Consider the following 11,976-nt stretch of genomic DNA (forward strand, 5'->3'; position numbering starts at 1 on the left):
ATTTGATTTTGCTAGAATGAGTTAAGGTCTGGTGGAGGTGAGACGGTTGGACAAAGTAATTAGTTTCAGCACCGGTTCCAGGATTTACTATCGCCTGGGAACACATTTTTACTATAAGAACAATATGGATAAGGCCCTCAGCTACTACCAACGGGCGTTGGCTGTGGACCCGGAAAACCCGATTAACCATTTTAATGTCGCTTGCTTGCTGAGCGAGTTGGGAAAATACCGGGAATCCAGCCGGATCTTCAAAAAAATTCTGGCTGATATGGACTCCGATTTTAATGAGTCGCTTTTTTGGTTGGCGATGAACCACGGCCAGATGCACCAATACCGGGAGGCCCATCGTTTCTTGAAAGAGTATCTTGATCGGGAGCCAGATGGCGAGTACAGTCAGCAAGCCGAGGAGATTATCGATTACCTTCGTTTAGAGACGCCCCAATTGACAGATGCCCAGAGGGATAAGATTGACCACTTATGCCATCAAGGCATTGAGTTGGTCAGTCAAGGCGACATCTCCGGCGCGGTTGATTGTTTTTTTAAGGCTAGCAAGATAGAGCCGGAGTTGGCGGTGCCAAGGAACAACCTTGCCCTGGCCTGGTTTTACCTCGGCGACTTACAGAAGGCAATCTCCGAGACAATTGCAGCATTGGCGATAGAGCCGGATAATATTTATGCCAACTGCAACCTGGCAATCTTCTGCCACGCCGCCAACGACGAATTGGCTGTCCGGCGTCAACTACGGGTTTTGAATAATCTGTACAGTGATGACCCTGATGACCTGCTGAAACTGGGCACTACTTACGGTCTGTTGGGGAAAGACCAGCGGGCATACAATATTTTTTCCGCGATGATCGACCAGGGGGTAAAGAGCTTTGAATTGTCTTTGCTTCTGGCTGTTTCGGCTCATAATTCCGGGCGGAGCAAGCTGGCTGTGGAGCTGTTGGATCAGCTTCAATCACAGTTTCCGGACAATCCTTATGCCCGGGCATACCGAAACCGAGTGCTGCGGGGGCGGAAGCCGCTTCCATATCATTTACGGATTCCCAATCGCCTGTTGTCCAAGGCGTTGGAAGCCGAAGAGCTGACGCCAGCCGTGGTGGCAGCACTCAAACGCAATCGCAGTTTATGGCCACATTTGCTCTGGATTGCCAAGAGCGGCAACCTCAGCACCCAGGCCAGGATTACTGAGGTGTTCCTGAAGCTCAATGAACCCCCTTTATTGACTAAATTGGCGGCGTTTATTTATCAGCCGGATGTTCAGTTTCTTTGTCGGAAGGGAATTTTCTGCGCTCTTGCTGAACAGGAAATTCCGCTATGGCGCAAAGAACTGCGTCCCGATAAGCTGGACGGCAGCCGGAATCGGGTTCTGGAACTGGCCCTGGAAGCTGCAGTGGCGGAAAATTACAGTTTCAACCATTGGTATCAAATCTACCTTGTATGGCAGCGGTTTTGCAGATTGCATCAGCCGGTTATTCGCAATCCGGAGCTGTGGAAAGTCGCCTTGCTTAACTTTGTGCGGGGGGAACACACCGATGTTGCCGGTCTTGCCCGTAAGCACGAGCTGAACTCAACATCATTGCGTCACGTGCTGAAACGGCTTGCCGAGTGCATGGCGGATATATAAAGACTAACCCGCGAGAGGCTCGCGGGTTAGCTTATGGCCTGCCCAACCCAATTGAGGGGGGTGACGCTCTGGTTTTCCAGGTGCGGGGCAGCGAGGAACCGAATAAAATTGTCAAAGCAGTCGACGAGGGCAGATTCAATTTCAGGGTTCGGTGTTATTCCGTCCTCCCACCACCAGTTTTTGATAATCAACGCGCCGGTTTTTTTGTCGCGGGTCGGCTCAAAGCGGGCGATAAACCGGTCACCATAAAGCACTGGCAGCACGTAATAACCGTATTCGCGTTGGGCGGCAGGTTTATAAACTTCCCAGCGATAACTAAACCCGAAGAGCGCTTTAACAAGATTGCGGTCCCAAAGTAAATTGTCTAGGGGTGCAATAATAGCCGCCTGGGGGGTGGTGTCGCAACGGTAGTCCAGAAGCTCTAAAGCTTCTTTTTTTGTGTACAGTTCGTGTTTGATACCGGGAACAGAAACGGGCAGAATCTCCTTTTTGGAACGCAGCCGGGCGAAGGCGGCGTTTCGTTCCTGGGCTGTTATCCGCATGCCCAGCCAGGCGTCGCTGCCCCGGTTCCACAGCAATCCGACGCTGCCGATGCGCCGGAGAACATACCAGTCGTGATAGTCTGCGTCGTCGGGATGGGGGTCTGGGGCTGTTACGATGTCCGCAGGCAGGTGTTTATGGGCGAAATCATAATATTTGCGGGTATGGCTTTTATGGTGGACAAGCAGCTCGCCCTGGAAGTAGGCACTCTCCAAGGCTGCTCTGGCCAAACGGGCGGGTGCCCAGTACCAGTCCACCGTAGCACCGAAGTCCAGATCCCGGGAAGAAAGGGGGCCCCGGCTGGACAGCTCTTGGCGAATTTTCGGTAACACCGCTTGGATTTGTGAATGTGAGCGAATTTGTGTGCCCAGGCGCGCTCGCTGCCGGGCAAAATATGGCCAGTCTGCAGCAGGATAAATGGACATGTTTTTGTCCCAGTGATCCACTAATTTTCGGTCTTTGTACAATAATTGGCGGAGCAACGGGGGCTGATAATCCTTGATTCTTGCCTGTAAGACCAAGTTATGATTAAAGCCGGCAACATTGATTGGGTCGTATTGAATGCATCCGACCCGGGTCAGATAGTCTAAGATTGCTTGCTTCCCTTTGTATGAACGGGGGGGCAGTAATTGCTGCCAGGCCAACATAAGTCGTTTTGCCTGGCTGGTGCTGATACTGTAAGCTTTCATCTCCCGACTCCTTTGCTGCTGATATCGCCATCATACCCGAACAGATGTTCATGGTCAACGGTTCATTTTTTTTAGTTTCCGGGAATATGGTTAAAAGGGGGTGTGCTGGTTATGTTCAAAGGCGAATGCAGCTTTCGGGGCGGGGTAATGAAAGTGAGTTATACGCCACGGAAATTCAACGGCTTTAGACCTGCTTTGCTGGGCAATCGCTACCGTGGGCTGATGATCATAACGGCTGCAGGACTCTGGGTATGGGACTACATTCTATTCGCGGGACTTGTGCTGGCCCTGACGCTTGCCTGGAGTCTGTTTGCCTCGGCCCGGGGGCAGTGGCGGCGACAATTATCCAAACAGCGATTGCTGCAGATGGCGGCCCGGGGAGCTGCTCCAGAGGAAGGCACCGATGACCCGATAATTATTTGGCAGTATGTAGGGGCCGCACTGTCTGGCGAATATTGGTTATCGGCCATCTCCTGGCTGGAGCGGCTGCCGGACAGCGAGGAGCGTGATTATTGGCTGGCGGTGGCTTGGATGGGGAAGGGCGATTATCAAGCTGTTTTGCAGATGTGCCCGGCGCGCCCAGACATTCGCTGGCTGGCTCTAAAAGTGCAGGCTTTATACCGCCTGGAAGCAGGGAAAAAACTGCTTTTGGCATTGCGCTCAGCACGGCAATTGCGGGTCGATAAACGAACGTCCGACGAATGGATATATTTACGGGGGGCGGGATATTATTTTATGAAAGATTTCAAGCCCGCCCGCAATTTACTGGCTGGAATAGTAAAGAAACACGGGGCAGATTACGGCCGTGCCACCGAAATGCTCGCTGAAATAGAGGGGTGGGTAAAATGAGAAAGTTACTTATTGTTCTGTTGATAATTCTCCTTGCAGGTTGCCGGCCTGGGACTGAGCCGGTAACTACCGACAAGAAACTGCCAATCTATTCAGTTGCCCGTGAAGATAACAAGTTGGCAATCTCCTTTGATGCTGCCTGGGGAATCGAGTATACAGAGCAGATTCTGGACACTCTCGATGAGTACGGGATAAAGACTACTTTTTTCGTTGTTCAGTTCTGGGTGGAAGATTACCCGGAGATGGCACAAATGATTGTAAACCGTGGTCACGAGATCGGTAATCATTCGGCCACCCATCCCGAGATGGGTAATTTGAGTCCAACTCAGATTAAGGAAGAAATAATGTCCACCCACAAGACAATTTATGAAACAACAGGCTTTGAACCATGTTTGTTTCGACCGCCCTTTGGCCACTACAGTGATCAACTGCTTGAGACAATGGAGGACTTGGGTTATTACACCATTCAATGGGACGTTGATTCGCTGGATTGGAAGGAAAGGGGAGTGGAAGATATTGTCCAGCGGGTGCAAGCCCAGGCCGGTCCCGGCTCAATTATCTTATTCCACAATAATGCCAAATACATTGCCCAGGCGTTGCCACTATTGTTGGACTACTTCTCTGAGAGAGACTATCATGTTGTCCCTATTTCAGAGTTAATATACAAAAATAACTATTACATCGATCATGAAGGGCGGCAACATAAAAAATAACCAAAATAGGTTGTCAATTGGCTAAACGGGTTGTATAATGGAGTGGAGTTAAGTGAAATAATTCACTAAGTGCCCGGGTAAGGCGCCGTATCTGGGTTATTCAAGTTGCGCAGGAAGGGTTTTAGACAGCTGGTGACGAAATTAAGAGGGTCATGTTATTTTTAATTGTTGTTCTGTTTCCAACCAATTTTTGCGTCAAAAAGACGTAGTTTGCACAGGGAGGGCCAGAAAAAATGGGAACTTGCAAATGTGAACATCAGCTAGAGCAGATTATTTCCGACTATGCAGGCAGGAAGGGAGCATTGATTCCTGTCTTGCAGAAAGCACAAGAACTTTATGGTTACTTACCTAAAGACGCCATGCGCCGTGTTGCAGATGGGTTAAAGCTTCCCCTCAGTCAGGTATACGGTGTCGCCACCTTTTATGCTCAGTTTCATCTTAATCCCCGGGGGCGGAATATTATTCGTGTTTGTCTGGGGACCGCATGTCATGTGCGTGGCGCCGCCAAAATCCTGGATAAAATTCAAACTGAACTGGGTGTTGGTGCCGGCGAGACTACAGAGGATTTACGTTATACCATAGAACCAGTGGCATGCATTGGCGCTTGTGGTCTTGCACCGGTGCTGATGGTCAATGATGACACCCACGGTCGTCTGACCACAGACAAAATTCCTGAACTGCTCAAACAGTATGAGTAGCACAAAGTGATAAAGTCAACAAGATTTAGGCTGGGAGGGAAAAATTTTGGAACGGATAAAATCGCTGGCTGATTTGAAGAAAATCCGTGAACAACAGCAAAAGATTCATGAGCCTGAGAAACTTGAGCAGGTAAATGTTATTATCGGAATGGGAACCTGCGGGATTGCGGCCGGGGCCAGGAATGTGCTTGCAGCCGTTAAAGACGCCGTTGCAGAGCATGGCCTCCAGGTCAATATTATTGAGACAGGCTGTATTGGCATGTGCGAATATGAACCCCTGCTGGATATCCAGCTTGTCCCTGAAGAACGTATTACCTACGGCCAGGTTACGCCGGATTTGGCACGCAAGATTATTGCCGACCACATTGCCAACGGGCAGATAGTTTATGACGCAGCAATTGCCCGCCTGACCAGGGAGGATTGAGAATGGTGGAAAAACAGTTTGTTCCCAAGTATAAAGAGCTGGATTTTTACAGCAAGCAAAAGCGGATAGCCCTGCGTAATTGTGGACGTATTAATCCAGAGCGGATAGAAGAGTATATCTGGCGTCAGGGCTATGAGGCCCTGGGCAAAGTCCTGACTTCCATGGACCCTGATGCAGTTATCGAGGAAGTTGTCACTTCCGGCTTACGGGGCAGGGGTGGCGGTGGATTCCCTACCGGGCTAAAATGGAAGTTTGCCAAACAAAGCCCGGGAGCAAAGAAATTTGTTATCTGCAACGCCGATGAAGGCGACCCCGGCGCGTTTATGGATCGTAGCATCCTAGAAGGAGATCCCCATGCTTTGATAGAGGGGATGATCATTGCCGGTTATGCAATGGGCGCCGACGAAGGCTATATTTACGTGCGGGCTGAATACCCGTTGGCCATCAAGCGTTTGCGGATTGCTATCGAACAAGCGGAAGCTTTGGGTTTGCTGGGCGAAGATATTTTTAGTAGTGGCTTCGATTTCAAGTTGCAAATTAAGGAAGGGGCAGGGGCGTTTGTCTGCGGAGAGGAGACCGCGTTGATGGCCTCAATTGAAGGGCACCGTGGCATGCCCCGACCCCGGCCGCCGTTTCCAGCCCAGCGCGGCCTGTGGGACAAGCCTTCCAATATCAACAATGTCGAGACTTTCGCCAATGTGCCTCAGATTTTGCTGCAGGGCGGTGAATGGTTTGCCAGCATCGGTACTGAGAAAAGCAAGGGGACCAAGGTCTTTGCGCTAACCGGAAAAATCAAAAATACAGGCCTTGTAGAAGTCCCCATGGGCATAAAGCTGCAGGAAATAATTTTCGAGATTGGCGGCGGTATTTCTTCCGGGAAAGAGTTTAAGGCTGTCCAAATCGGCGGACCATCAGGGGGCTGTATTCCCAGCGAACTCCTGGACTTGCCTGTAGATTATGATTCGCTGCTGGAGGCGGGGGCGATGATGGGGTCAGGCGGTTTGGTGGTCATGGACAGCGAGACCTGCATGGTGGATTTGGCCCGTTTTTTCCTTAATTTCACCCAGAGTGAGTCCTGCGGTAAGTGCACACCCTGTCGTGAAGGCACTAAACGTATGCTGGAAATCCTTACCCGGATTACCGAAGGTGAAGGACAGCCTGAGGATATCGATGTCCTGGAATCCTTAGGCAATACGATTAAACAGACATCACTATGCGGATTGGGCCAGACTGCGCCTAACCCGGTGCTCAGCACCCTGCGTTATTTCCGTCATGAATATGACGCTCATATTAAAGATAGAAAATGTCCAGCCGGTGCGTGTACGAACCTTTTGAGTTATTATATCGAAGATAACTGTAAAGGATGTACGCTGTGTAAAAAGGTGTGTCCAGTTGACGCAATTTCCGGCAATGTGAAGGAAGTGCACCTCATCGATCAAGAAATTTGTATCCAGTGCGGCGCATGTTTTGAGGCTTGTAAGTTTAGCGCCATCAGCAAAGGTTAGGGGTGAATAACTTGAGCGAAATCAAACTTCAGATTAACGATACTGTCGTGAAAGTGGCCCCGGGGACCACTGTGCTGGAGGCGGCTCGCCAGGCAGGTGTAGATGTGCCAACCCTCTGTCATCATGCAAACCTCACCGGGGCCGGGGCCTGCCGAATGTGCGTGGTGGAGATAGAAGGGATGCGGAATCTACCTGCATCTTGTGTGCAGCCTGTTGCCGACGGCATGAAAGTAAATACCGAATCGGAATCGGTTGTGCGGGCAAGGCGGGATATTCTCGACTTGATGCTGGCCAACCATCCTTTAGATTGTTTGACTTGCGAGTCTGCCGGCGCCTGCAAGCTTCAGGATTATTGTTATCGCTACAATGTCACTGAGTCCAGTTTAACTGGTGAAACCAGCGACAGGGATGTTCATGCTTGTAATCCCTTTCTGGAGCGGGACTACCGAAAGTGTATCCTCTGTGGTCTTTGTGTTCGGGCCTGTGCCGAAGTTCAGGGAAATAACGCCATTGACTTTGCCCGTCGCGGATTTTCGTCTACGATAGCTGCGCCATTTAATGAAGAGCTGGAGGGTGGCGGCTGTACCTTCTGTGGTCACTGCGTGGATCTGTGTCCCACAGGCGCCCTCAGTCCAAGGGTCGGCAAGGGTCTGGGGCGGGCCTGGGAAAAGCAGCGTGTGCTGACAACCTGTTCGTACTGTGGCGTGGGCTGCGGGCTGTATCTGGAAGTTAAGGATGACAAAGTTGTGGGTGTGGCGCCTGCCTTTGACGCTCCTGTGAACAAAGGACATCTTTGTGTCAAAGGTCGGTTTGGCTGGGATTTCATTCACAGCAATAAACGCTTGCAAACTCCGCTGGTTAAGAAGAATGGGCGCTTGGAACCTGCTTCCTGGGATGAGGCCCTGGATTTGGTTGCGGCGAAGCTTGGTGACACCGTCAGTGACCATGGAGCTGATGCAGTTGCTGTGCTCAGTTCCGCCCGGTGCACCAATGAAGAAAATTACCTTATGCAAAAGTTTACCCGGGAGGTGTTGGGCACAAACAATATTGACCATTGTGCCCGGCTCTGACACGCTCCCACCGTGGCCGGTCTGGCCACAGTGCTGGGCAGCGGGGCGATGACCAATAGTATCAAAGATGCTGTTGGGGCAGATACGATTATGATTTTAGGGTCAAATACCACTGAAGCCCATCCGGTTATCGGCGCCAAGATTAAACGTAATCTTCGTGAGGGTGGCAAACTGGTTGTGGTTGATCCCAGGCGCACCGAAATTGCAGAACTTGCAGATGTGCATTTGCAAATTAAGCCGGGTACTGATGTGGCTGTGTTGAACGCGCTTCTCCACGTAATTGTCGAAGAAGATTTGCTGGACAAAGAATATATCGACCAGCATACCGAGAGCTTTGTGGCTGTTAAGGAAAATGTCCAGGCCTATACACCAGAATATGTGGCAGAAATTGCAGGGGTAAACGCTGACGACATTCGGGCCGCTGCAAGATTGTATGGCGCTGCCGAAACCGCAGCAATTTTCTACACCATGGGGATCACTCAGCATACCAATGGTACCGATAATGTCCGGGCAATAGCCAACCTGGCCATGGCCACTGGTAATCTTGGAAAACCCGGAACAGGTATCAATCCCTTGCGAGGACAGAATAACGTACAGGGTGCTTGCGACATGGGCGCTTTACCCAATGTGCTTCCTGGCTATAAGCCGGTTCAGGGGAATCCCGGCAAGACGGTAGGTGAGATGTTTACTGCTGCGAATGCAGGCAGCATCAAAGCTATGTACATTGTGGGGGAAAACCCAGCCCTCAGTGACCCTGATGCCAATCATGTAAAAGAAAGTTTGCAAAACCTGGATTTCCTGGTGGTTCAAGATATTTTCCTCACCGAGACTGCCGAACTGGCTGATGTTGTACTGCCTGCTGTAAGTTTTGCGGAAAAAAACGGCACCTTTACCAATACCGAACGCCGGGTGCAATTGGTGAGAAAAGCGATATCACCGGTTGGCGGAAGTCGTCCCGACTGGCAGATTGTTACTGAGATAGCGCGTCGGCTGGGGGCCGATTGGCAGTACCAAACCGCTGAACAAGTGTTTGCGGAAATCGGCGCGGTTAATTCGGCATATGCCGGTCTCAATTATGAACGTTTGTCTGCAGGCGGAATTTCCTGGCCATGCCTGGATTCTGACCATTCCGGGACACCAATTCTACACGCCAACGGACCAGCCCGGGGCAAAGGACAATTTTCGGTCGTTGCCCACGTTGGTTCAAAGGAACAGCCAGATGCTGAATATCCCTTTATTCTCACCACTGGCCGGATTCTCTACCATTACCATACCGGAACAATGACAAGAAACACTAGTGCCTTGAGCGAGCACCGTCCCATGGAGCTTGTGGAGATTCACCCCCAGACTGCGGCAAAACTGAACGTAGAAGATGGAGAATTGGTAAAAATCAGTTCCCGCCGAGGCTCAGTAGAGGCAGCTGTGAAAGTGTCTCAGCGGGTAAGCGAAAACTTAGTGTTTATGACCTTCCATTTCCGTGAGTCTGCAGCAAATGTGCTAACCAATCCTGCTGTGGATAAAACTGCCAAAACACCCGAACTAAAAGTCGCAGCTGTTCGAATTGAAAAATTGTAAAATTTTTAATTTCAGGCGGTTACAATAACCGCCTGTTTCTTTTGTTGCTATGGTCGATGCATCATGTTAAAATTGTTACAGATTGCACTTTTCACAAGGAGGGAAATGTATGACAGGTAAACTGCAGCGGATACCTGATGTGGTAATTCGCCGCCTACCCGTCTATCTGCGTTATCTGCAGCAATTGCACAGCTATGATGTTGATACTGTATCCTCACAGCAGATGGGCCATGATTTGAACCTGAATCCCGCGCAGATTCGTAAAGACCTTTCAATATTCGGTGATTTTGGTGTCAAGGGAATGGGATACCGGGTCAATGAGTTGGCGGAAAAGCTCGCTGGCATCCTGGGCTTGGACAAGGAGATACCCATCGTTCTGGTTGGTGTTGGTAATCTAGGTGCGGCCCTTTGTCGCTATAACCGCTATCAGCAAACCACCACCAAAATTATTGGTTTGTTTGATGGCCATCCGTCAAAGGTTGGCCAGGTTCACGGCTCGTTGGAAGTGCGCCCGATGGAAGAGTTGTCTGGGTTTATTCAGGATAACGATGTCCGTCTGGCAATTATTGCAGTTCCTGGCACTGCTGCCCAATCAGTGTGCGACGTATTAGTGGCCTCCGGAATCAAAGCAATTCTAAACTTCGCACCGGTATTACTGCAGGCTCCAGAAAGCGTTCGGATTCAAAATTCTGACGTAACCACCGAGCTGCAGGCGCTAGCCTATTATTTGTAGTTTGGCAGGAGTTTGTTTGCCAGCCGACGAAATTATAGTTATGGTTTGAGCATGCACTATGAGGAGGAACCGCAGTGACACCGTACAGGCGTGAGCGGGACTTGCTGGGAGACAGGGATGTACCTCAGGATGTGTATTATGGTATCCAAACAGCAAGGGCCGCTGATAATTTCCCGATTACCGGATATAAACCACATCGACAAATGATCTTTGCGTTAGCGCATGTTAAGATGGCTGCAGCCGCCGCCAATGTTCACGTAAACCGACTTTCACCTAAATTGGGTGACGCAATCATTAAAGCTTGTACTGAAATTCTCGACGGTCAATTTCATGACCACTTTGTTGTTGACGTGATTCAGGGTGGCGCGGGAACATCATATAACATGAACGCAAATGAGGTAATCGCTAACCGGGCCATCGAGTTGTTGGGGGGCAAGCGGGGAGATTATCTTTTGGTATCGCCCAACACCCATGTCAATATGGCCCAATCTACAAACGATGTCTTCCCCACAGCTATTAAAATCGCCTCGCTGGTTCTTGCTGGAAACCTGATTGATGCGTTACACAAGCTGCGTCAGGCGCTCCTGGAAAAAGAGCAGGAATTTGACGGAATTATCAAGATGGGCCGGACTCATCTCCAGGATGCGGTGCCGATTCGCTTAGGACAAGAGTTTGGCGCCTATGCCACCGCCCTGAACCGGGATATTATTCGGATCAGTCAGGTTATCAAAGGCCTGGAGCAGATTAATATGGGCGCAACAGCTATTGGGACAGGCCTTAATGCAGACGTGGAGTACATCGACAAAGTTATTGAGCTTTTGGCCTTCAATACGGGTTTACCGTTGGCCAAAGCCAAAAACATGGTCGACGCGACCCAAAATTGTGATGTCTATGCTGCCGTGTCCGGCGCCCTGAAAGTCTGTGCCGTTAACCTTTCCAAGATGGCCAATGACTTGCGTCTGCTGGCATCGGGACCACGGTGCGGTTTAAATGAAATCAACCTGCCTGCCATGCAGCCGGGGTCGTCAATTATGCCAGGAAAAGTCAATCCAGTCATGGCCGAGGTTGTGAACCAGGTTGCCTTCCAGGTTATGGGCAATGACATGACGGTTACGATGGCTGCTGAAGCAGGACAACTGGAATTGAATGTTATGGAGCCGGTGCTGACCTTTAATCTCTTGCAGTCTTTGGATATCCTATGCAATGTTGTCAATGTTTTTTCTGACCGCTGTGTCCGGGGGATTACCGCCAATGTCCAGCGTTGTCGAAAGATGGTTGAAAACAGTGTCGGCATTATTACCGCCATTAACCCCCACGTCGGATACGAGACGGCATCTGCCGTTGCCAAAGAAGCGATTACAACTGGCAGACCGGTGCGCGAAATAGTCTTGGAGCGGGGTATTTTGACTGAAGACGAACTCGATATCATTCTCAACCCGCAAGAGATGACTAAACCTGGTATCGCCGGAGCAAATCTGCTCAAGTAATAAAATGACTCCGGCTTTTTTACGCTCTAATGTGGTGGTTTTCACATATACAATACTATTTTAAGG

The 11,976-nt window shown here is 50.2% G+C and carries 10 protein-coding genes; 9 read left to right on the forward strand and 1 reads right to left on the reverse strand.

Annotation, left to right across the window (positions count from 1 at the left end):
• Positions 1-46: 46 nt before the first annotated feature.
• The gene (locus tag FH749_08830; GenBank protein ID MTI95578.1) at positions 47-1,627 is read left to right on the forward strand and encodes a tetratricopeptide repeat protein; all 1,581 of its coding nucleotides are present in this window, start codon (positions 47-49) and stop codon (positions 1,625-1,627) included.
• Positions 1,628-1,653: 26 nt separating this feature from the next.
• Here FH749_08830 and FH749_08835 read toward each other — a convergent pair whose 3' ends face one another.
• Positions 1,654-2,856 carry a winged helix-turn-helix domain-containing protein gene (locus FH749_08835; GenBank protein ID MTI95579.1) on the reverse strand — a complete coding sequence of 401 codons (1,203 nt, stop codon included), beginning with the start codon at positions 2,854-2,856 and terminating at the stop codon, positions 1,654-1,656.
• 111 nt (positions 2,857-2,967) lie between these two features.
• Here FH749_08835 and FH749_08840 point away from each other — a divergent pair, with 111 nt between their 5' ends.
• From FH749_08840 to aspA, 8 genes are all read left to right on the forward strand, one after another.
• A complete protein-coding gene (locus FH749_08840; protein MTI95580.1) occupies positions 2,968-3,705 on the forward strand; it encodes a hypothetical protein in 738 nt (245 codons plus the stop codon).
• Positions 3,702-4,418: a deacetylase gene (locus FH749_08845; GenBank protein MTI95581.1), complete on the forward strand. Its 717-nt coding sequence runs from the start codon at positions 3,702-3,704 to the stop codon at positions 4,416-4,418. The genes FH749_08840 and FH749_08845 overlap by 4 nt, the downstream gene beginning before the upstream one ends.
• Positions 4,419-4,651: 233 nt before the next feature.
• Positions 4,652-5,116, forward strand: a complete 465-nt coding sequence (nuoE, locus tag FH749_08850) for an NADH-quinone oxidoreductase subunit NuoE (GenBank protein MTI95582.1) — start codon at positions 4,652-4,654, stop codon at positions 5,114-5,116.
• Positions 5,117-5,171: 55 nt separating this feature from the next.
• Positions 5,172-5,540: a (2Fe-2S) ferredoxin domain-containing protein gene (locus FH749_08855; protein MTI95583.1), complete on the forward strand. Its 369-nt coding sequence runs from the start codon at positions 5,172-5,174 to the stop codon at positions 5,538-5,540.
• Between the two features lie 2 nt (positions 5,541-5,542).
• Entirely contained in the window at positions 5,543-7,045 is a 1,503-nt protein-coding gene (nuoF, locus tag FH749_08860; GenBank protein ID MTI95584.1) for an NADH-quinone oxidoreductase subunit NuoF, read from the forward strand.
• Between the two features lie 11 nt (positions 7,046-7,056).
• Positions 7,057-9,690, forward strand: coding sequence for a formate dehydrogenase subunit alpha (locus tag FH749_08865; GenBank protein MTI95585.1), 2,634 nt, complete (start codon positions 7,057-7,059; stop codon positions 9,688-9,690).
• Between the two features lie 109 nt (positions 9,691-9,799).
• Positions 9,800-10,423, forward strand: coding sequence for a redox-sensing transcriptional repressor Rex (locus tag FH749_08870; protein ID MTI95586.1), 624 nt, complete (start codon positions 9,800-9,802; stop codon positions 10,421-10,423).
• 74 nt (positions 10,424-10,497) lie between these two features.
• Positions 10,498-11,910 carry an aspartate ammonia-lyase gene (gene aspA / locus FH749_08875; protein ID MTI95587.1) on the forward strand — a complete coding sequence of 471 codons (1,413 nt, stop codon included), beginning with the start codon at positions 10,498-10,500 and terminating at the stop codon, positions 11,908-11,910.
• Positions 11,911-11,976 lie beyond the last annotated feature (66 nt).

The organism is Bacillota bacterium (genome assembly GCA_009711825.1).
Taxonomy (GTDB): Bacteria; Bacillota; Proteinivoracia; order UBA4975; family VEMY01; genus VEMY01.

Bases quoted from the DNA above. Each gene is read 5' to 3' on its own strand.
- FH749_08835 (MTI95579.1), bottom strand. From the start codon at position 2,856: ATGAAAGCTTACAGTATCAGCACCAGCCAGGCAAAACGACTTATGTTG.
- FH749_08840 (MTI95580.1), top strand. From the start codon at position 2,968: ATGTTCAAAGGCGAATGCAGCTTTCGGGGCGGGGTAATGAAAGTGAGT.
- FH749_08845 (MTI95581.1), top strand. From the start codon at position 3,702: ATGAGAAAGTTACTTATTGTTCTGTTGATAATTCTCCTTGCAGGTTGC.
- nuoE (MTI95582.1), top strand. From the start codon at position 4,652: ATGGGAACTTGCAAATGTGAACATCAGCTAGAGCAGATTATTTCCGAC.
- nuoF (MTI95584.1), top strand. From the start codon at position 5,543: ATGGTGGAAAAACAGTTTGTTCCCAAGTATAAAGAGCTGGATTTTTAC.
- FH749_08870 (MTI95586.1), top strand. From the start codon at position 9,800: ATGACAGGTAAACTGCAGCGGATACCTGATGTGGTAATTCGCCGCCTA.